Here is a 21,318-nt window from a genome sequence, read left to right on the forward strand (position 1 = left end):
TCGCGCCGTGGTCGCCACCAGTAACGCGATCCTTAAACGATCGGCATTAGGGTAATCAGGGGAATTTATGGCAAAAGCTACCGAGCAGGCTGACGACGCCGTTCGTCTGGACAAATGGCTCTGGGCTGCACGTTTCTATAAAACCCGAGCAATAGCCCGCGAAATGATCGACGGCGGCAAAGTGCACTATAACGGGCAACGCGGCAAACCGAGCAAACAGGTCGAGCTGAATGCCGAGATTAAACTGCGTCAGGGGAATGATGAACGCACCGTAATTATCTTAGCCGTCAGCGGCCAGCGCAGAAGCGCGACAGAAGCGCAGGCGCTGTATCAGGAAACGGCAGCAAGCGTTGAGAAACGAGAAAAGGTGGCACAGGCGCGGAAAATGAATGCGCTGACGATGCCACACCCCGATCGCCGCCCTGACAAAAAAGAGCGACGCGATCTGATTAAATTTAAATACAGCGATCAGGACTAACGCGCTGCGCTTCTGAGAAGACTCGGCAATCGCCGCACTCCTAGCCGCCGCACAATTCATCGCCGTACCAAGACGAGAAAAATATCATGGCTCACGACCAACTACACCGTTATCTGTTTGAAAATTACGCCGTTCGTGGCGAGTTGGTGACAGTTAACAAGACGTATCAACGTGTTTTAACCAACCACGACTACCCATCTGCGGTGCAAACATTGCTGGGTGAAATGCTGGTTGCCACCAGCCTGCTGACAGCAACGCTAAAATTCAGCGGTGATATTACCGTTCAGCTTCAGGGTGATGGCCCGCTGAAGCTGGCAGTGATTAACGGTAACCACCAGCAGCAGATGCGCGGCGTTGCCCGTCTGCAAGGCGATATCGCACCAGAGAGCACGCTGAAAGAGATGGTCGGCAATGGCTATCTGGTCATTACGATTACGCCGACCGACGGCGAACGTTATCAAGGTGTTGTTGGGTTAGAAGGTGAAACCGTTGCTGAATGTCTGGAAAGCTATTTCCAGCAGTCCGAACAGTTGCCGACACGGCTGTTTATCCGTACCGGACAGCACGAAGGCAATCCGGTCGCCGCTGGCATGCTGCTACAGGTACTGCCCGCGCAGGATACCGACCGCAATGATTTTGATCATCTGGCCCAGCTCACCACGACAGTCAAAGCCGAGGAGCTGTTTACCCTACCTGCCCACGAGGTGCTGTATCGCCTTTACCATCAGGAAGAGGTTACCGTGTATGAACCACAGGATGTCGAATTCCAGTGTCACTGTTCGCGCGATCGTTGCGCAGATGCATTAATGACGCTGTCCGATCAGGAAATTAATGAGATGATCGAGCAGGACGGTGAAATCGATATGCACTGTGATTATTGTGGCACGCACTACCTGTTTAATTCACTGGACATCCGCGCGATTCGGCACGATACATCAGGAAATCTGTTGCATTAGTCTTTTTAACGGGTACGACAGTACCCGTTTTATTTTGCTTATTCTCCCGCCTGCAAACCACCGTGGTTATTTTTCAAACACCATGAATAAGCAAAGTTATTAATGAATTTATTTAATTTTATGATTGCTATCGCGGTTAAAATAAGCTCACTCCCTACAATGTTTAGTAGTACGACTATAACTTGAGGAGTAGCAACATGCAGATCAACGGTATTACCCCGCAAGCCCTGGCTGCTTATGGAATCCATGATGTCCGCGATATTGTCTACAATCCCAGCTACGAACTGCTTTTTAAAGAAGAACGCTCCCCTACCCTACAAGGTTATGAACGCGGCATCGAAACCCAACTGGGTGCAGTAGCCGTTGATACCGGCATCTTTACCGGCCGTTCCCCGAAAGACAAATACATCGTGCGCGATGACATTACCCGCGACACCGTGTGGTGGTCCGATCAAGGCAAAGGTAAGAACGATAACCACCCTCTGAGCCAGGAAACCTGGACGCACCTAAAAGAACTCGTCACCACGCAGTTATCCGGCAAGCGGTTGTTCATCGTCGATGCTTTCTGCGGTGCTAATCCAGACAGCCGCCTCAGCGTGCGCTTTGTGACCGAAGTGGCCTGGCAGGCGCATTTCGTCAAAAACATGTTTATCCGCCCGAGCGATGAAGAGCTGGAAGGTTTTGAACCGGATTTCATCGTGATGAACGGTGCAAAATGCACCAACCCAAACTGGCAGGAACAGGGGCTGAACTCTGAAAACTTCGTCGCGTTCAACCTGACGGAGCGCATCCAACTGATTGGCGGCACCTGGTACGGTGGCGAAATGAAGAAAGGGATGTTCTCCATCATGAACTACCTGCTGCCGCTGAAAGGCATCGCCTCGATGCACTGCTCGGCAAACGTCGGTGAAAAAGGCGATGTGGCGGTCTTCTTCGGCCTGTCCGGTACGGGTAAAACCACGCTGTCCACCGATCCGAAACGCCAACTGATTGGTGATGACGAGCACGGCTGGGACGACGACGGCGTCTTCAACTTTGAAGGCGGCTGCTATGCCAAAACCATTAAGCTATCCAAAGAAGCGGAGCCAGATATCTACGGTGCCATCAAACGCGATGCACTGCTGGAAAACGTTACGGTGCTGGCAGACGGCACCGTGGACTTCAACGACGGTTCCAAAACCGAGAACACTCGCGTCTCTTACCCGATCTACCACATTCATAATATCGTTAAACCCGTTTCTAAAGCGGGCCACGCGACCAAAGTGATCTTCCTGACGGCGGATGCCTTCGGCGTGCTGCCACCGGTTTCTCGCCTAACGTCCGATCAAACGCAGTATCATTTCCTGTCTGGCTTTACGGCTAAACTGGCGGGAACCGAGCGCGGCGTGACGGAGCCGACACCGACCTTCTCCGCCTGCTTCGGTGCAGCCTTCCTGATGCTGCACCCAACGCAGTACGCCGAAGTGCTGGTGAAACGTATGAAGGCAGCAGGCGCGCAGGCCTATCTGGTGAATACCGGTTGGAACGGCAGCGGCAAGCGTATTTCAATCAAGGATACGAGAGGGATTATTGACGCCATTCTAAACGGCAGCATTGATGATGCAGAAATGCAGACGCTGCCGGTCTTCGATTTGGCCATCCCGACCTCACTGCCCGGCGTCAATCCTGACATTCTCGATCCGCGTGATACCTACGCGAGCGTCGAAGCGTGGCAGGAAAAAGCGGACGATCTGGCACAGCGCTTTATCACCAACTTCGATAAATACACCGATGCACCAGCAGGTGCCGCGCTGGTCAAAGCAGGACCGAAGCGGTAACTACAGATAAGAAAACCATTACGAAAAAGGCGCGGAATCCGCGCCTTCAGATCGTTGACAACCTATTTGCCAAATGGAAACGGGAGTAACGGAATAGAAGAGTAAAGCGTTTGCGCCAGGGATGGCGCAAGCCGAGCGTACATGGACGTATTCACAGCGTCTTTACGATCTATCCGTTACTACCGCTCGACGGTCTTTGTCGTAATCTAAGAAAGGCGCGGAATCCGCGCCTTTCTTATTCATGCCAGTGCTGCCCAAAATGCTTATGACTCTTTCGTGACACTTGCATCTGCTACCGCGACGTCTGATAGCAGCGGCAGATACGCGCGGACACAGAGCCCACCGCGTTCACTTGTACCAACATCCAGCACGCCATTATGTGCATCGATAATACGCTGCACAATCGCCAAGCCCAGCCCTGTTCCGCTGGTGGTTCGCGCGCTGTCACCGCGCACAAACGGCTGGAACAAATGCTGTAATTGATCGGTCGCGATACCTTCCCCGTCATCTTCTACCTGAAACCAGACGCGCTGTAGCTCACGCCCGGTACTGACTTTGATCCAGCCGTTACCATAACGCGCCGCATTCACCACCAGATTCATCGCCGCACGCTTTATCGAGAGCGAACTGATGCGCACCAGCAGCTCACCGGTAGCAAATTCACTGTCAATCTGACGTTCATAACCGCTTTCCGACGCCACCACTTCACCCATAATCGCGTTCAGGTCAGCCACTTCCGTCTGCATTTCCTGACCGGTGCGCAGGTAGTCGAGGAACTGCTCAATAATCGCATTACACTCTTCAATGTCCTTATTGATCGACTCCGCCAGATAGTCATCTTCCTTGCCCATCATTTCGGTCGCCAGACGAATACGCGTCAACGGTGTACGCAGATCGTGGCTGACACCCGCCATCAGCAACGTGCGATCGTCGGCCAGCAGCTTCACGCCAGAGGCCATTTGGTTAAAGGCACGCGTCACAGAACGGACTTCAGACGCGCCGTACTCACGCAGCGGCGGCGGAATAATGCCTTTACCGACCTGCAAAGCGGCATGTTCCAGCTCAACCAACGGTCGGTTTTGCACCCGAATAAATAGCCATGCACCGCCAATCACCAGCAGCATAATCGCCAGCGTATAGCGGAAGAGCGGCGAGAAATCGCCCTGATGAATTTCAGTGAGGGGAACGCGCACCCAGATGTCTGGTGACAGCCAAGTTTTCAGCCACACCACCGGCGTGTTCTTGCTGACTTCAACCCGCACATCCGTCGGGCCGCCCAGTTGCTGCGCCATCTGGTCACTCAGAAACTTATAGTGCTGAGCCCAACGCAGGCCGCTTTCCTCCGCCGCGGCATTGGTGTATAGCGATATACCCAATTCACGGTAAATCTCACGCCGGAACGCAGGTGGCACCTCAAGCGTGGAGCCATCTTCGAGTTGCAGACTGTCCGTCATCAGCATTCTCACTTCGTATGCCAGCACTTTATTGAACTGCTGCAAACTCGGCAAAATGGCAAAGTTGAGCACCACCAGATAGGTGGTGACCAAACTGACAAACAATAACGTGACAATCAGTAGCAACGTCCGTGCAAATGAGCTGCGCGGAGAAAAGCGCCATTGCATCATGCCTTACTGCCGTCCGGGACAAACACGTAGCCCAGACCCCACACGGTTTGGATATAGCGTGGGTGCGCCGGATCCTCTTCCACCATACGGCGCAGACGAGAAATTTGTACGTCGATGGAGCGCTCCATTGCACTGTATTCACGACCACGCGCCAAGTTCATCAGCTTATCGCGAGACAGCGGTTCACGCGGGTGGCTCACCAACGCTTTAAGCACGGCAAATTCACCGCTGGTTAACGGCATCGGTTCATCATCGCGGAACATTTCACGCGTACCCAGATTCAGCTTGAACTTGCCAAACGCGATAATCGCTTCTTCCTGCGACGGCGCGCCCGGTAGTTCATTTGCCTGACGGCGCAGCACCGCACGGATGCGAGCCAGTAGTTCACGCGGGTTGAAAGGTTTAGGAATATAGTCGTCCGCGCCAATTTCCAGCCCGACGATACGGTCCACTTCTTCCCCCTTCGCCGTCACCATAATGATCGGCATAGGGTTGCTCTGGCTGCGTAAACGACGGCAGATGGACAGCCCATCTTCGCCCGGCAGCATGAGATCCAGCACCATAAGGTGAAAGGATTCTCGGGTCAGTAAACGGTCCATCTGTTCAGCATTGGCTACGCTACGTACCTGAAAACCCTGTTCGGTCAAATAACGTTCTAACAGCGCTCGCAAACGCATGTCGTCATCTACAACCAGAATTTTATAGTTTTCTTGCATTCTCTTTCTCCAAAGGCGTAATAGCGCCGACGCTGCTATTGTTCAGAAACACACGAATTACTGACAGTCGTTTCTGGTATACATTCTAGGCAAAATTGTTACAAAGCATATTAAAATTCGTGTAATCAATCATTTCCTGTGCTGTCAGTCATAAAATCATCGGTGATTTACGCAGGTCGTGGTTAGCAAAGATTGTGGTTTACCAAGATTATAGTAACGCCGCCGCCAATAAAAAGGCACCGTGGCGGCAAATGTCCTCCATCAGACATTCCACGTTTGATATATCGACATTTTCAGAGGGACGCAGGAACGGCACGGGCATAAGGACAATGCGGTGGGTCATACGGTCAAACATTCGCCCGACATAACGGACACGCGCAGCTCCGGCGTAACGCCGAAGCTGCCTCTCATTTACGGCGTAAGGCTGACGAAATAGCCCGGCTGGTAGCCCACCGGTAAAAACTGCTGATGAAGCTGACGGAAGGTGTCATCCGCATTGAGATCGCGGAATAAGTCTGGGTGAAACCACTCAGCCAGTTGCTGAATCGCGATGAAATCATACGGGCCGTTGTAAAACTGATGCCAGATGGCATGGAACGCACGCTTCTGTTTGGCAATGCTGTTGGTATACGCCGGACGCCCCAAAAACCATTCAAGCCGCTTGCGCCCTTCGGTTATATCCTGTCCCGGCCCTAAGCCAATCCAGCGCCCGCCGGGTACGAAGGCTTCAAAGTTGCCGCTGGTGATCACCACGACTTCCGGGTTTTCCACAATCACCTGCTCAGGATGCATCTGCATGAAGGTATTCGGCGCGTTTTTCGCTGCCACGTTGTCGCCACCCGCCAACTGCACGAACTTACCGAAGTTATCCCGGCCAAACGTCAGGCAGCACTCATCGGTATAGCCCCCCAGTCGCTCAATGAACACGCGCGGAGAACGCGGGTGCTTAGCCGTCAGCACGTCGGAAACGCGTTTTAGCTGCGCCTCACGGAACGTGAGAAACGCTTCGGCACGCGCTTCCTGATGAAACAGCTTGCCGAACAGGCGCAGGGTCGGCGCGGTGTTTTCCAGCGGGTGATAGCGGAAATCGACATACACAATCGGAATGCCAACACTATCCAATATCCGGTCATAGCCCGCATCGACAATCGCCCGCTGCGCCTCAATGTTCATAATGATGACGTCCGGCTTCAACGACACGGCCTGCTCCACGTCAAACGTGCCTTTCTCCGTGCCATCAAACGTCGGGATCGTCGCCAGTTGAGGAAAACGATCGCGATACTGGTGCCACGTTGCAGGATCGGATTGAATCAGATCGCGCCGCCAGGCAACTATTCTTTTCGCCGGATCTTCTCTGTCGAGCATGGCAACCAGATAAAGCTGACGCCCTTCCCCCAGCATCACGCGCTGCACCGGCGTGTTGACTCTCACCTCACGCCCTAACACATCCTTAATGATGGTCGACGTTTGCGCTGCCAGCCCTGCCAGCGGTGACAGGAGTACCATCAACAGCGCACCCAAAAATAACGGACGGCAACGCTGCCGCTTCCAGCTAGTAAACATTTTCGATATTTCCCTTCGTCGAGAGAGAGTCATGTTTTTCCGCTTGTCTCCGCAAGCGTCGTAGCAGCACCAGAGCAACCAGAAAGGTCACCAGATACGCAGCACCAACGCAGAAGAATAGCGAACGTAATCCGGGGGAGTAGAGAACTAATCCGCCCAAAGAAATGCCAAGAATCGAGGCAAACTGGCTGACGCTTTGCGCCACGCCGAGTATGAACCCCTGTTGCCCAGCCCCTGCCGCACGGGAAATCAGCGCCATTAGAACCGGCGTGGTTGCCCCCAGCAGTACGCCCCATAGGAAGTAAAGCGGGATGAAAATCGCAATATTCAGCATCGTCGCAGCCGTCAATGTCACGATGGCGCAGGCCAGCATGACCACGCACAGGCGGCTCAGCGTCTGTTGCAGCGAGAGGTTTTCAAAATAGCGCGCCCACAATGACGCAGAGACAATCACGCCGGTCGCTTGTAAGCCATAGCATAGACCGATAACCCACTTATCCACCTGAAAGAAGCCGTCCATGTAGAGGGAAAACGGCGTTTGCGGGATCATACGGCTGGTCAGCAACAGGCCGGAAATCAGCAGTAGAGCGGGAATCGGTGACCGTACCCAGAGCCGTTTGCGGGGAACGTCTTTTACCTGCGCGTCCTTGGTCGGAACAGTAGAAGTCACGGGGACAACATGCGGCAGAAATAGTGCTACGGTGATGCCACATAGCGCACACAGGATCGCGGCGCTCAGGTTGATCCAGAAGAAGTTCAGGTAATCGAGGATCAGCCCGCCGACAATCGCCCCCAGCAGCGATCCCACGTTGGTAGAGACCTGAAGCCAGGCAAACAGCCGCGTGCGCTGTAACGGGCTGACCACGGCGACACCATACGCCTGCGCGGGTGCAATATAACCCGCACAGGCCCCCTGAATAAAACGCAGTGCGACTATCATCCAGATATCATTGGCCCACGCCAGCCCAAGCTGAGTCAACGCCAGCCCGAACAACGCGCGGATCATCATGGCTTTGTTGCCCAGCCGATCGCCCATCCGTCCCCAGAAAGCACTGGTCAGCATAATGCCCAGCATCGGCCCGATGTACACGGCAATCCCCGCGATACTCAGTTCCGCGCCGGACGACATACTTTCCAGATGTAGCGGCCAAAACGGCCCGCTCATCTCCATCGCCCCCATCGCCACCAGTTGTACGACAAACATAAAGTGGATGATGAACGCGGCCTGCCCGCTTAAGCGCATGCGTCAATTCCTTCTGGTTCCACAGCATCACCCAACCTCATTACAATAGCGGCCATTACGTCAACCCATCCCATCATCCCAACCAACGCGGCGAAGAATAGTCGGGACAATCCTGTGTAACAGCCGGGAAAACACTGCGACAAAGCCAGACAGGTTGCTCATGGCCATCTCCTTAACGAGGGGCTTCTTATAACCCGCTTCCTTAGAAATCAACCGCTACGGAGAGCATCAGCGTCCGCGGCGTTCCTTGCGATACTGTGCTGAACGACGTCACGCCAGACCAGTAATTGCGGTCAAAGGCGTTAAGGACATCGGCACGGAACGTCGTCGGTGCGTTATAGATGCGCGTCTTGTAACGTGCGCCGAAATCAACGGTGGTCCAGGAAGGAATAGACTGGGTATTGATGGTGTTGACGTTCTGCTTTCCGTTATGCGTAACGTTGGCGTTCAATGTCAGATCGCGCAGGAACGGCAGATCATATTCCACCCCGGCGTTAGCCTGAAAACGCGACGTGCCCGGTGCACGTTTGCCTTGCGCACCCGGCGTCACGCTTTTGGTCAGCTCAGCATCCAGCAGCATCACGCCGCCCGTCAGACGCAGATCCTCCAGCGGTGAACCAACCACATCCAGCTCGATACCCCGATTGCGCTGCTCGTTAGCTTCAACAAACGTACCGTTAACCAGCGCACCGCTCGGCTTGGTGATCTGGAAGACGCTCAGCGTGGAGATTGTCCCCAGCGCATCCACTTTTACCCCGGCCTCGTACTGTTTGCTCTTATACGGCGTGAGTACCTGCCCTGCATTACTCGCCGTCGTGGGTGCCACATCCCCTTTACTCAGCCCTTCAATGTAGTTGGCGTAGAGCGAGACGTGCTGCCAGGGTTTAACAATCACCCCGAGCATCGGGGTGATTGCGCTCTTGTCATAAGAAGAGCGCGCCCCGCCATCCGGTGCCGAGAAATTATCCGAGTTGATCTGCTGATAACGTAAACCGCCCGTGACTTGCAGTACGTCGTTCCAGAAGCCGAGCGTATCCGCCAGCGCGATGCCCGACAACGCGGTAGAGGAGCGTTTGTATATGCTCGACGGCGCGGCGATATCCTGTGCTGGCACATAAACGGGATTATAAATATTTGAATCAATCGCAGTTCCCGCCCTGCTGGCGCTGGCCTGACGATCGCGATAGTAGCTGGTCTGTGCCGACAGTTTGTGCGTCACCGAGCCTGTTTCCACATCCGCACGAACGCCGGTCGCGAAATTGTAACGACTGGTGGTAAAGCGATAATTTCCCACGCCAGAACGGATATCGCCATTATTATTCGTGACCTGCGGCACCTGCTCCGACAACCGGCTCACGTGCGCGCTGGAACCGCCCAAATCGGTAAACCAGGTGACGTTATCCGCCAAATCGTATTCGGTATGCAGCAGCACCGACTGATCTTTGGAATGCCAGAATCCCCACGGCTGGGAGATATTGTTATTACCGTCCGGCGCGTCAGGTACGGTCACACCCTGCGCGAACGAATAAGGACGAGACGGCGCACGAGTTTTCAGGTGCTGGGTAATAAGATCCAGCGTGGCGCGGAAGCGTTCTGACGAGAAATCCAGCCCGAGTGCGCCAACCTGTGTGCGCTTGTCGCTGCCGTCCCACACCGTGTCGCCGTAGCCATAGTTACCGTTAAAGCGCACGCCGAGCAGATTGTTATTGTCCAACGCATAAACGCGGGAAATATCCGCATGCTGCGTCAACTGAGAATCAGACTGCCAACTGGTGGTAAGGCGGGTTAGATTGCCTACGGTGGTCGGGCGTTTGGTGACGGCATTAATCACGCCACCCACGCTACTGTTCGGGGACAGCCCATACAGCAGCGCCGACGGCCCTTTCAGCACCTCAACCCGTTCAATGTAGTCGGTCATCAACTGATAGTTGGGCGCGACACCATACACGCCGTTCATGGCGATATCACTCAAATTGCCTTCGTTGAGTGGGAAACCACGAATGTAGTAGGAATCCAGCAGACCGCCCTGCGAACTACTCACCCGCACCGAGGCATCATGCGACACCACCTGCCCTAGCGTCTGCGCCTGTTTGTTTTCAATAAACGACGACGTCATGTTGCTGACGTTAAACGGCGTATCCATGACGTCCTTTTTGCCCAGTAGCCCGGTGCTGGACGCACGCGCCGACATGCCGCCCGCCACTAGCCCCTGCGCAGCCTCAGCATCTTTGGCTTCCACCACGATAGTGGAATTATCCCGTTCTGCTGTTGCAGCCTGCACGGGTATCGAGACTCCGCCTAGCACGACCGCTGCGACAGCGACGGCCAACGTAGAGGGAATAGGAAAACGGGTTTTCCCGGTAGACGACGTGAAGTTCTTCCTGGCGTTCATCAACAAAGTTATCCATCTCAAAATGAGGAATGAAAAAGATGCTCCGGTTTTTCAGCCGATGAGGCAGGAGCATCGCCATACATCACGATCCGATGCGGGTTTATTCCCCTCCCGTGAGGAAGGGATTGCTCAGACCGTGTTGAATCCGGTAGTCGCGGTATTTCTGGATGTGCATGCGTAGCAGCGAACCAATCGCCTTAACGCATTTTTATTTGAATAATCAGAGAGAAAATTATCTGAAAACTGATGTATGCCCCTGCGTTTAACAACGCCTACCTTGATATTCGCAACCATTCCTCATACCGATAAAACAAGTAATCATTGATTGCAGTAATGTATAAAAAGGTGTTATTTGGGCTCGAGTTAACACACCCCGAAACGTAATAAAAATGTCGTGATAGATAGATTGAAAAATAATGAACGGAAAGTTATCATATCATTAACATAAATGTAAATAGGTATCATTGCTATTCGTATTTAATTGATTGCATTTCAATAAAACTATTTTTAATCAAAAAGTTAATAGAATGAGAGCGGCGTAAAACACGCTAAAACCTATCTCCTCGTACCCGGTAATACCCCCATCGCTTTCAGCATGCCGTTAACTACGGCGCCGATACCGTGATATTTGATGCAGAAGAGACTGTTAATCCAGATGAGAAAAATCAGGCCAGAGAAAACATTATTCAGCGGTATGAAAATGACACTGCCGTCTCTGAAATAAATTGTAAAAAACCTATACATTTAAATAAATTTGGTGCGATAGCGTTTAATACAGATATCGATCGTCTGAATAGGCTTAATAAAAGAGTGGGATTAAAAAGCGCCGAAACATCCAAGAATAAAGCAGTCAAATGAGAAACGTGAATATTATTGCGATGATTAAAACAGCGCGGGGTCGATGCCGTGCAGCAGGCCAGACAGCGGCTACAGGCGCAAAATATAGATGATTAGACCTGCCCATTTTTCACATCAGCGCTGCATCTGCCCGGTGTGAACCGGGCGACGCTCATTACTTAACATAATCAATCGAATTGACGAACCACTCACGCGGGCCGTCCGGCGTATTGACGATGAACTCCTCATCAACCGCTTTTTTCAGCATCGCGCGCGCCATCGGGGAGTCGATCGAAATATAGTCTTTACTGTCGCCATAGATCTCATCCGGGCCGACAATCCGCAAGCGCTTCACATCCCCTTGCTCATTTTCGATCTCTACCCAAGCGCCAAAAAATACGCAGCCATCCTGCTGCGGTGAGTAATCGACGATTTTCAATTCCGTCAGACATTTTCTCAGATAGCGCACACGGCGATCGATCTGGCGTAACAAACGCTTATTGTAGGTATAGTCCGCATTTTCTGAGCGATCTCCCAGGCTTGCTGCCCAGGAAACTATTTTGGTAATTTCCGGGCGCTTTACATTCCAGAGATGCTCATGTTCTGCCCGCAGTTTGTCATACCCCTCGCGGGTAATCAGATTGGTTTTCAAGTCAGTAACCCCGTTAGACTCATAGCGCGTATGCTGTCCGGCGTATTTTCAAAAATAAAAGGGTTGAGAAACATCCGGCCCCAAAACAGCCTGCGATCCACTTCGCTTAATGCAACTTCATCGCAGATGCCTTCCCAACCTACGCGTACTGTTTCTATCTGATGCGTAATAATCTCGATAGCGTCGGTTTCACTCAGCAGAAATTTAGGCGCAGCGGCCAGACAAACAGCGAGATTACTCATCCGATTTTCACTGATGATCAACATGGCCTGCGTTGCCTCATTACCCGCCCGATTCTGCGGACAGATATCATAAGCCGGCGTCAGCGTTAACGCGTGACCATCCCAGAATGCGGCGTGGTTTCGGGCATGATCGTCAGTGTTTCCGCAAATGATGTTGAAAACCAAACGACCAAACAGTTCGCGCAGCGTCGCTTTCGGTGCATCAAAGCGTTGCCGGATGATGTCAGAGAATTCTTCGTAACTCGCATATCTCGCCATCATTTCATCAAGGCCGAAAAGGGTCAGTGCCGAGACCATCAACCTGCGTTTCCAGCCGCCTTCGGCTTTCACACGGTCAAAACGTTCTATCAGAATTACGTCCTTGCCAGCCGTCTGGCAAAAGTGCACCGGAGCCACGTTCAAACCGACACGCATAGCCAGTCTCATAGCAATATATTCTGCCTTAACAACGTTGTAGGTATCTGTTGAAGACGAAAATTTCGCGATAAATTTGTGGTTCTCATCTTCGATCATCGCTTTCGGCCGAGCCCCCCCCAACGAACTCCCATGGAAAAGCGCTTGGTCAAGTTCGGGCGTTAGCAAGACACCGCTTTCCACCATGGTTGCCGCGAGCATTAACTCTTCAAGAGAAGCATTCTGGGCTGATCGCGGGACGTACTCTGTTGGTGATGTCTGAAAATCGAGCCCACCAATTCTGTCTGAACCGGACTCAAGCAAGTATGTTAGTTCATCCAGCGTGCTGCTATCTGCTCCCCTGCCTCTAGCGCCCATAAGTCGATTAAGAATGACCCTGCGCCCCCATGCGTCAGGCGCGGCATCACGTAATGCACTCGCTTGCCATAGACCAGCGGCTGGCGGGATCGCACCACGCATCAACGGTAGTTCAGGTTCATAGATCGAGATTACGTCTTTTCGTTCCAGATAGTTACGGCCGTAATTGAAAATAAGTCGGTCACCATCCCGGTTCAGCAAACCGGCCACCACGGGCTTCGTCGCGTCAGGCAGCCAGATCCACACATAGGCTTTGTCGACAGCGTTATCAGAAGTCATCATCCACAACCTTTCTGGAATGATTTACAGCACGCGGTAGCAGGGAAAGTGTTTTCTCCGTGCCTGCAATTTGGAGTGCCAATGTAGATTGATCTGCGGTAAACAGCGGAACGCCGACAAGGGTCGCCAGCTCGAAAACCGCGCCGATTGAGCACCCCATATCCCCTTCCTCTGCACGGTAGACCAAGCCGCGTGAGACGCCCGCACGCTCGGCTAATTCTTCCACCGTTATATTACGTCCTAACCTCGCGCTACGGAGCATCAACCCGAGCAACCGAGCAGCATCACGACTGTAGCGAGAGTATGTACGAGCCGAAGGCTTGGCCATTGCTATGCTCCTGTTCCATTAATGGGGTGTAAGCCATACTTACGACCTATTTATAGAACATAATGCGTATACACATAAGGGAAAACAAGCATTTTGTTCCATTAATAGAGCATAGTAGCCAGTTATGCCTTATTAATGAAACAAGACGTGCAAACCACAGCGACAGAGTTGCCCTATCGGGCTTTTGCACCGCGCAACAGCCTACCGAACGGGCATCTATGTGCAAAAAATCACGCGTTCATTACACAGATTTACAGTTTTGGCTAATAATCTATCAACAGACATAAATATGTCATTTCTATCCCGTACTTTTAGCCACGGAGAGCTACGGAGAACGATTTATGTTTAGCTTAGACGCCATTCTGCAAGATCTTGCCCCGCATCGCCATACGCCACCCTGGCAGAAAACGGTTTTGCGTTCTCTGCTGTTTGAAAATGAAATGCAGCAATTTGCCCGGCGTTATCCGCATTTGAAAGGATTGGATCTGGTCGAACAGATCCTTGATTACTTCAACCTCAATTGTGAAATGGTCGAGGGGGATTTAGAAAATATCCCCAGTCAGGGGCCGGTGGTGCTGGTTGCCAACCACCCGATTGGCTCACTGGACGGTCTGGCGCTACTGCGCACCGTCGCCAGCGTCAGGCCCGATGTCCGCATCGTCGCCAGCCAGCTCCTCTCTTATGTCGCCCCGCTCAAAAATCTGTTTTTTTCCGTCGATAACTTCAATAACCGTACCAAACGCCAGCAAATCAGCGCCATACAGCAGCATCTGGAAGGCGACGGCGCGATCATCGTGTTCCCGGCTGGTGAGGTTTCACGCGCCAGCCTGCAAGGGATCCGTGACGGTCACTGGCACAACGGGTTTATCCGCATGGCAAGTAAAGCCCGTGCGCCCGTGGTGCCCATCCATATCGGCGGACGCAACAGTACGCTGTTCTATCTCTCTTCCATGGTTTATCGCCCGCTGTCCACCCTCCTGCTGGTCAGAGAAATGTTCGGCCAGCGTGGGCAAACTCTCAAGCTGCGTATCGGTGCCAGAATTCCTTATGCATCCTGGAACCAGGGAGAATGGAACGCCAACGATCTGGCCGCCCGCTTCCGGCGACACGTTTATCGGTTAGGGCAAGGAAAGCCTGGCTGCTTTACCGGTGAGAAACCCATCGCGCTGGCCGAAGACCGCGTGCTGTTGAAGCGTGCGCTTTCAGCGTGTGAAACGTTGGGCACCACCCCGGATGGCAAGATAGTCTATCTGTATCGGCGCGGTGAAGAGGATTACGTGCCGCTATTGCGTGAACTCGGACGCCTGCGGGAAATTGCCTTTCGCGCTGTGGGCGAAGGCTCCGGCCAGCGTCGCGACCTGGACAGCTATGATGATGACTATCTGCACCTGATCCTGTGGGATGACCGTGAGTTGGAGATTGTCGGTGCCTATCGTTTTGTCTCGACGGCAAACCTGATCGCAGAAAAAGGGAAAAGCGGTCTCTATAGCCACAGTCTATTCCAGTACGGCGACGAAATGGACCCGATACTGGCATCAGGTATTGAGCTAGGACGCAGTTTTATTCAACCCAAATACTGGGGTAAACGCGGGCTGGATTATCTCTGGCTGGGTATTGGTGCCTATCTGGCGCGCTATCCAGAACACCGCTATCTGTTCGGTCCGGTATCGCTTTCTGGCACCTTGCCACCTCATGCACGCGATTTGCTGGTTGCTTTTTATCGTCTGCACTTCGCGCCCTGTCAGTCGCTGGCAACATCACGCCGCCCCTATCCAGCATCGCTGCCTGACGTGCTGAAGCAATTTGAAGGAACGGACTACCAGCAGGATCTCACGCGATTGAAAAGCATGCTCAGTAACATGGGGTGCGCCATTCCAACGCTCTACAAGCAGTATTCAGAGCTGTGTGAACCGGGAGGCGTGCGGTTTATCGACTTTGGTATCGATCCCGATTTCAATAACTGCATCGACGGCTTAGTGCTTGTCGATCTGCAACAGTTGAAAACATCACGCTATCAGCGCTATATCGCCCCTTTTGTCGGCGATAACGTCTCTTAAGTAACCGGTGCGTTAGCTTCTTAAGGGCTAACGCGCTACTCCTCTTCACCTCTCTCATCCCTCGTTAGCCAATGTCGTCACAACCCGTATTTTGTCTCTCAGATCACACATTTCATATGAAATCCCTCTCGCCGTAATTTACGTGATCAACCGAACGCTTTTTTTGCCGATATTAAAGATATTCTTATCTATGGATTTTTAAATCCGGGAGTCGACGATGTATCCCGAAAATAAGAAACATAGCAATCAAGCCCTGTCATTACTTGTATCAATTACGATAACAAGCCCCCTCCGTTATGCCTTCGTAGCATGTCAAAAAATTAAGGATGTTTATGAATATGCTGAACAGAATCAAACTCGGTAACATGTTGGGTATGGGATTTACTCTGGTTATCATCATCAGTTTGCTGGTCGCATTCTTCGGACGGTTCCAACTGGTTGGGCTGGGTAACGACATCAACCGGCTTTCCGGCACCACATTAGCCAACATGCTGCTCATTCAGGAGGTTAAAGCCGGTTTTGATGCCAACGCCCGCCTTATCCGCAACATTGCACTGAGCACCGATCCTGAGAAAATTCGACAGGAAAAACAGTTCGTTGACGAACAAATCGCCCGCAATACCGCCAATCTGAAAAAGCTCGGGCAGCAGTTAGATACCGAAGGCACGAGTGCGCTTCTGAAACAGTTTCAGGACACGCGACCACCGTACCTTGCGGCCTTTTTGAAAGCCATGGAGCTGGTGCAATCCACCGATCTACAACAGCGCCAGCAAGGTAACACCATTATTCTTAACGAGATGCAAACCGCGCAAAACGCGCTGTTCAAAGTGCTGGATGCGATGACAGCCTCACAGCAGCAGGATACCAATGAGATTGTCAGCCGTGCGCAGCATAATGCGCAAGCCGGCAGCGTCATCATGTTGATTCTCGCCCTTGCGGCCACCGCGATGGCCGCAGTCGTGGCATGGCTGATCACCCGTACATTGAAAAAGCAGTTGGGCGGCGAACCACTGTATGCGACCCACGTTGCCCGGCATGTCGCTGAGGGCAATCTGGCCGTCGACATCGACATAAAACCGGGCGATCACAGCAGCCTGTTAGCTACCATGCATCACATGAGTAATAGCCTGGGAGATATCGTCGAACAGGTGCGACAAAGCAGCGAAGCGATCGCTTCAGGTTCTAGCCAGATCGCCGCTGGCAGTGAAAACCTTAGCCAACGCACGGAAGAGCAGGCTGCCAGTTTGCAGCAAACCGCCGCATCGATGGAGCAGATGAGTCAGGCCATTCGTCAGAATGCGGATACCGTGCGCAACGCCACTCGTCTCGCCAGCCAAACCAGCGAAACGGCAACGAAGGGCGGCGAGGCCCTCGGCGACATGGTCATTACGATGAAAGAGATCTCCGTCAGCTCGCACAAAATTCGAGATATCATCAGCGTGATTGACGGTATCGCCTTCCAGACCAATATTCTGGCGTTGAATGCGGCAGTCGAAGCCGCACGCGCAGGCGAACAGGGTCGCGGTTTCGCCGTCGTCGCCGGAGAGGTTCGTTCGCTGGCACAGCACTCTGCTTCCGCAGCCAAGGAGATCTCGGGGCTCATCAACACCAGCGTCGAAAAAGTGGAAGCGGGGAATCGTCTGGTCGAAGAAACGGGTAGCACCATCGAGGAGCTGGTACGTCAGGCGCGCAGCGTGGCGGATTTAATTGGCGAGATCGGGACAACGACGCAGGAGCAGGAATCCGGCATTGCGCAAATTCATGATGCCGTCAACCAGCTCGATCAGGTCACACAGCAGAACGCAACGCTGGTTGAAGAATCTGCCAGCGCGGCAACCAGCCTGCGCGAACAGTCATCCCATCTAGTGACACTCATGAACCATTTCCACCTGCGGAACATGCCAGTAGCCCGCCCAACGCCGATGACAAAGACCGCACAACCGACTCGCTTAGTGCTAGCACCCGTCGGTAACACACAGGATAACTGGGAAAAATTCTAGCGTCTCTGCCCTGTCCCCCTGATGCCACGACATCGGCATCAGGGGGACAATGACGTCAGTCTTTCCGCTAATAAGTGCCATTTATGGAAACTTAACGCCTTATTGGAAACCTAAAGTCAACAAAAACAGCATTTATGGAAACTTACCTCTTTTTAGAAACATAGTCCCGGCGCGGCTGTCCGGTATAAATTTGGCGTGGGCGATAAATGCTGATTTCCTGCTGTTTGTGCATTTCATCCCAATGTGCGATCCAACCGATCGTCCTACCCACGGTGGAAATAACCGTAAACATTGACGGCGGCAGCCCCATCGCTTTCAGGATGACCGAGGTATAGAAATCGACGCTCGGATAAAGTTTATTCTCCAGAAAATAAGCATCGGTCATGGCGATATGTTCCAGTTCCATCGCCACCTGCAACAGGCTGTCTTCCGTACCCAATTCACCAAGCACCTCGTAACAGGTTTTACGCAGGATCGCCGCACGCGGATCGAAATGCTGGTAGACCGAGTTACCGAATCCCATCAGGCGGAATGAATCACAGCGGTCTTTCGCACGCCGTACAAATTCAGGAACGCGATCGACCGTTTTAATCTCTTCCAGCATGCGCATGCAGGCTTCGTTCGCCCCACCGTGCAGCGGCCCCCACATCGACGCCAGCCCGGCCGCAATACAGGCAAACGGGTTCGCACCGGAAGAGCCAGACGCTCTGACCGCCATCGTAGACGGGCATTGACCATGATCGGCATGCAGGATCAGGATGCGGTTCATCGCCCGTTCCAGCACCGGATTGACTTCATATTTCTCTGCCGGAACTGAAAACAACATGTGCAGGAAGTTACCAGTATAGGAGAGGGAATTACGCGGATAGACAGAAGGCTGTTCGATGGAATATTTGTAGCACATTGCCGCCAGCGTCGGCATTTTTGACAACAGCCGCACGGCCGCTAGCTCACGGTGCTCTGCGTTATCGATATCCAAGACATCGTGATAGAACGCGGCCAGCGCCCCGACCACCGCGCACATCAGCGCCATCGGATGGGAATCACGGCGAAAGCCGCTGAACATCCGGGTAATTTGCTCATGAACCAGCGTATGCCGGGTAATGTTATTGGCAAATTCGGCATACGCCTCCGGTGAAGGCGCGTCGCCGTGCAGCAGAATGTAACAGACTTCAGTAAAGTCGCACTGCTCGGCAAGTTGTTCGACAGGGAATCCCCGATGCAGTAACACGCTATTCACTGCATCAATATAGGTAATCGCCGACTCGCATCCTGCCGTATTGGCAAAGCCGGGATCATAACTGCATAGCCCGTGTTCACCGAGTGGGCGAATATCCACCGCCTCTTTCCCCAATACGCCGGAACGCATTTCCAGCGCAATACTCGCCTGCCCTTCTGCCGTCAACGTGGATGTTCTGACTGTCATGAACCTTTCTCCTGCCCGAATAATAATGGTGTTCCCGTTCGCTCTCACGGCCTTCTGGATAGATCACTCCGTGCTGCACACCCTGATTAAAGCGACGCTCAATTTACAGCGAAATAAGCCATCCTATGTCATACGCTAAAATCGCGGGTGGGTTGCAAGAATCTGACGGAATATTGATTTAGGTAAAGATTGTTGCGCTGAACAGCACAAGATCCTCCGCGTTTTCCAGATAGCAGCGGCTGGCATTTTGCACGTTCAATCCGTATAACGGCCCTTACTTGTTCAATTCACTGACTTATGACGATCGATATCAAACCCATAAATGATTCATTAAGCCATACCATCAAGGAGCCACGCAGCCTGAGAGCGCTGTTATAGGCAGGCCAGTTGGTGGAATAAATTACCTGAACGCGGCGAAATGATGTTGCACAGAAAAAATTTAACGTTATATCCCAGAATTAAATAACACGAGCATCTACATGATGATTTTATATTTTCAATGACAAATGCTCCCTTGTTTTTATCTACTGATATCATCGACATGTTATTACAAACAAAATAAAAACATTACATTCACGCCATTAACATCTCTAACACAATTTATTTTCTGTTTGTTTGTGAGCCGTTTCATTATTTTTAAAAGTTAAATAATGTATGGTTTAACGGAAATTAAATTGAACAGATGGATATCATGAAAGATAAATATAGATTACATGAATTTCTTGATGTCGACCGTTTACAGACCCTTCAGGATAATTTCAGTAAATCAATGATGATTGCGCTTGTGATAGTGGATCAGGAAGGCGTTCCTGTGACACGTCCCAGCGGGTTTTCGGATTTTTGTGCGCGTTCCCGCATGAACGAAACGCTGGCGCGTCATTGTTACGATAGCGATAGCGCGGGGGGCGAAGCAGCAATGCGTGCCGGAGAGCCGGTAGTGTATCGCTGTTACTGCGGTTTCGTGGAGTTTGCTGTGCCGATAATGATTAATAATCATTACCTTGGGGCATTTATTTCAGGCCAGGTTAAGGTTGAAGAAGAGAAAGAGAAAAGTATTCCCTACATTCTGGACGATAACCATCTATGGCAAGAAAACCCCTGGCTGCTCAATTTGCATGAAAACACGCAGCACATGCCCTACGAGCGATTTGAATCCACCGCTTATACCCTTCTCCATGTTGCTTCATATCTGGTTGAACAGGCTCATGCCAATAATATTCAGCGTGAGCTTCGCCATAAGGAACAGGAGCTAACCAGTGCATTACGCAAACGTGTTGAGATTGAGCGATCTTTACATGAAGCGGAATTTAAGGCGCTTTCATACCAAATCAACCCACACTTTTTATTTAATGTACTAAATACTATTGGTCGCCTGGCGTTTCTAGAAGATTCCAAGCGTACCGAAACCATGGTTCATGATTTTTCCGATATGATGCGCTATTTATTGCGCAAGAATAATAATGGCCTCATCACGCTTGGTCAGGAGATTAATTATGTAAATTGTTATATGTCAATTCAAAAAGTAAGGATGAACGATCGTTTTGATTATACTTTTGATATTTCCGATAAATATAATGATATTGTTTGCCCGTTTTTAATACTTCAACCTTTGGTCGAAAACTTCTTCAACTATGTTGTAGAACCGCGTGATACAAAAAGTCATATTATTCTTCGCGCGACCGATGATGGAAAAGATGTCATTATTGAAGTTACGGATAATGGTGATGGTATTTCCCAGGAAGACATTGAACACATTTTGTCAGGAAACCAGAACAGACAAAAAGGCGGCATAGGCATTAATAATATTAAAAATCGCCTTCAGTTATTATTTGGTGAAAGTTATGGGTTGAAAATAATCAGTCCTCATAAACCTATGCTAGGCACCACAATAAAAATACGATTCCCTTTAGTTACAGCTTAAGCCAGGGGTGAAAAT

General features: G+C 51.8%; 16 protein-coding genes. 7 read left to right on the forward strand and 9 right to left on the reverse strand.

The features are described from left to right. Nucleotides 1-67: 67 nt before the first annotated feature. The 3 genes from hslR (at nt 68) to pckA (ending at nt 3,251) form a co-directional block, all read left to right on the forward strand. Nucleotides 68-478 carry a ribosome-associated heat shock protein Hsp15 gene (gene hslR / locus A7983_RS05485; protein ID WP_005969430.1) on the forward strand — a complete coding sequence of 137 codons (411 nt, stop codon included), beginning with the start codon at nt 68-70 and terminating at the stop codon, nt 476-478. Between the two features lie 86 nt (nt 479-564). Next, on the forward strand, nt 565-1,434 hold the full coding sequence (hslO, locus tag A7983_RS05490) for an Hsp33 family molecular chaperone HslO (RefSeq protein WP_005969428.1): 870 nt from the start codon (nt 565-567) through the stop codon (nt 1,432-1,434). Between the two features lie 197 nt (nt 1,435-1,631). Then, on the forward strand, nt 1,632-3,251 hold the full coding sequence (pckA, locus tag A7983_RS05495) for a phosphoenolpyruvate carboxykinase (ATP) (protein WP_005969427.1): 1,620 nt from the start codon (nt 1,632-1,634) through the stop codon (nt 3,249-3,251). Between the two features lie 263 nt (nt 3,252-3,514). Here pckA and envZ read toward each other — a convergent pair whose 3' ends face one another. The 5 genes from envZ to A7983_RS05520 form a co-directional block, all read right to left on the reverse strand. Then, entirely contained in the window at nt 3,515-4,876 is a 1,362-nt protein-coding gene (envZ, locus tag A7983_RS05500; RefSeq protein ID WP_005969425.1) for a two-component system sensor histidine kinase EnvZ, read from the reverse strand. Further along, nucleotides 4,873-5,592, reverse strand: a complete 720-nt coding sequence (gene ompR, locus A7983_RS05505; protein WP_005969424.1) for an osmolarity response regulator transcription factor OmpR — start codon at nt 5,590-5,592, stop codon at nt 4,873-4,875. Before ompR ends, envZ begins: the two co-directional genes overlap by 4 nt. 411 nt (nt 5,593-6,003) lie before the next feature. Next, on the reverse strand, nt 6,004-7,155 hold the full coding sequence (locus A7983_RS05510) for an ABC transporter substrate-binding protein (RefSeq protein ID WP_005969423.1): 1,152 nt from the start codon (nt 7,153-7,155) through the stop codon (nt 6,004-6,006). After that, on the reverse strand, nt 7,145-8,398 hold the full coding sequence (locus A7983_RS05515; RefSeq protein ID WP_005969421.1) for an MFS transporter: 1,254 nt from the start codon (nt 8,396-8,398) through the stop codon (nt 7,145-7,147). Before A7983_RS05515 ends, A7983_RS05510 begins: the two co-directional genes overlap by 11 nt. Nucleotides 8,399-8,600: 202 nt before the next feature. Continuing rightward, on the reverse strand, nt 8,601-10,790 hold the full coding sequence (locus A7983_RS05520; protein WP_005969420.1) for a TonB-dependent receptor: 2,190 nt from the start codon (nt 10,788-10,790) through the stop codon (nt 8,601-8,603). A gap of 621 nt (nt 10,791-11,411) precedes the next feature. On the opposite strand from A7983_RS05520, the gene A7983_RS05530 reads away from it, so the two are divergent. Further along, a complete protein-coding gene (locus A7983_RS05530) occupies nt 11,412-11,648 on the forward strand; it encodes a hypothetical protein (RefSeq protein WP_051983889.1) in 237 nt (78 codons plus the stop codon). A 154-nt stretch (nt 11,649-11,802) separates the two neighbouring features. Here A7983_RS05530 and greB read toward each other — a convergent pair whose 3' ends face one another. Genes greB through A7983_RS05545 form a run of 3 tightly spaced genes read right to left on the reverse strand, consistent with a single transcriptional unit; the run spans nt 11,803 to nt 13,899 of the window. Then, nucleotides 11,803-12,279, reverse strand: a complete 477-nt coding sequence (greB, locus tag A7983_RS05535) for a transcription elongation factor GreB (protein WP_005969419.1) — start codon at nt 12,277-12,279, stop codon at nt 11,803-11,805. Next, complete coding sequence (locus A7983_RS05540) at nt 12,276-13,571, reverse strand: type II toxin-antitoxin system HipA family toxin (protein ID WP_005969418.1); 1,296 nt, start codon at nt 13,569-13,571, stop codon at nt 12,276-12,278. The genes greB and A7983_RS05540 overlap by 4 nt, the downstream gene beginning before the upstream one ends. Then, on the reverse strand, nt 13,561-13,899 hold the full coding sequence (locus A7983_RS05545; protein WP_005969417.1) for a helix-turn-helix transcriptional regulator: 339 nt from the start codon (nt 13,897-13,899) through the stop codon (nt 13,561-13,563). The genes A7983_RS05540 and A7983_RS05545 overlap by 11 nt, the downstream gene beginning before the upstream one ends. A 341-nt stretch (nt 13,900-14,240) precedes the next feature. Between A7983_RS05545 and A7983_RS05550 the strand changes: the two genes are divergently transcribed. Both A7983_RS05550 and A7983_RS05555 read left to right on the forward strand, forming a co-directional pair. Next, entirely contained in the window at nt 14,241-15,956 is a 1,716-nt protein-coding gene (locus tag A7983_RS05550; protein ID WP_005969415.1) for a lysophospholipid acyltransferase family protein, read from the forward strand. A 332-nt stretch (nt 15,957-16,288) separates the two neighbouring features. Then, nucleotides 16,289-17,956, forward strand: coding sequence for a methyl-accepting chemotaxis protein (locus A7983_RS05555; RefSeq protein ID WP_005969411.1), 1,668 nt, complete (start codon nt 16,289-16,291; stop codon nt 17,954-17,956). Nucleotides 17,957-18,098: 142 nt separating this feature from the next. Here the strand turns inward: A7983_RS05555 and A7983_RS05560 are convergent, their stop codons facing one another. Continuing rightward, nucleotides 18,099-19,382 carry a citrate synthase gene (locus tag A7983_RS05560; protein ID WP_005969409.1) on the reverse strand — a complete coding sequence of 428 codons (1,284 nt, stop codon included), beginning with the start codon at nt 19,380-19,382 and terminating at the stop codon, nt 18,099-18,101. A 691-nt stretch (nt 19,383-20,073) separates the two neighbouring features. Between A7983_RS05560 and A7983_RS05565 the strand changes: the two genes are divergently transcribed. Next, nucleotides 20,074-21,303 (forward strand): sensor histidine kinase, encoded by a 1,230-nt coding sequence (locus tag A7983_RS05565; RefSeq protein WP_172645141.1) that lies wholly within the window; start codon nt 20,074-20,076, stop codon nt 21,301-21,303. Nucleotides 21,304-21,318 lie beyond the last annotated feature (15 nt).

This window comes from Pectobacterium wasabiae CFBP 3304, from assembly GCF_001742185.1.
GTDB lineage: Bacteria > Pseudomonadota > Gammaproteobacteria > Enterobacterales > Enterobacteriaceae > Pectobacterium > Pectobacterium wasabiae.

Coding starts and splice junctions, on each gene's coding strand:
- hslR (WP_005969430.1), top strand. CDS start 68: ATGGCAAAAGCTACCGAGCAGGCTGACGACGCCGTTCGTCTGGACAAA.
- hslO (WP_005969428.1), top strand. CDS start 565: ATGGCTCACGACCAACTACACCGTTATCTGTTTGAAAATTACGCCGTT.
- pckA (WP_005969427.1), top strand. CDS start 1,632: ATGCAGATCAACGGTATTACCCCGCAAGCCCTGGCTGCTTATGGAATC.
- envZ (WP_005969425.1), bottom strand. CDS start 4,876: ATGATGCAATGGCGCTTTTCTCCGCGCAGCTCATTTGCACGGACGTTG.
- ompR (WP_005969424.1), bottom strand. CDS start 5,592: ATGCAAGAAAACTATAAAATTCTGGTTGTAGATGACGACATGCGTTTG.
- A7983_RS05510 (WP_005969423.1), bottom strand. CDS start 7,155: ATGTTTACTAGCTGGAAGCGGCAGCGTTGCCGTCCGTTATTTTTGGGT.
- A7983_RS05515 (WP_005969421.1), bottom strand. CDS start 8,398: ATGCGCTTAAGCGGGCAGGCCGCGTTCATCATCCACTTTATGTTTGTC.
- A7983_RS05520 (WP_005969420.1), bottom strand. CDS start 10,790: ATGAACGCCAGGAAGAACTTCACGTCGTCTACCGGGAAAACCCGTTTT.
- A7983_RS05540 (WP_005969418.1), bottom strand. CDS start 13,571: ATGACTTCTGATAACGCTGTCGACAAAGCCTATGTGTGGATCTGGCTG.
- A7983_RS05545 (WP_005969417.1), bottom strand. CDS start 13,899: ATGGCCAAGCCTTCGGCTCGTACATACTCTCGCTACAGTCGTGATGCT.
- A7983_RS05550 (WP_005969415.1), top strand. CDS start 14,241: ATGTTTAGCTTAGACGCCATTCTGCAAGATCTTGCCCCGCATCGCCAT.
- A7983_RS05555 (WP_005969411.1), top strand. CDS start 16,289: ATGAATATGCTGAACAGAATCAAACTCGGTAACATGTTGGGTATGGGA.
- A7983_RS05560 (WP_005969409.1), bottom strand. CDS start 19,382: ATGACAGTCAGAACATCCACGTTGACGGCAGAAGGGCAGGCGAGTATT.
- A7983_RS05565 (WP_172645141.1), top strand. CDS start 20,074: ATGAAAGATAAATATAGATTACATGAATTTCTTGATGTCGACCGTTTA.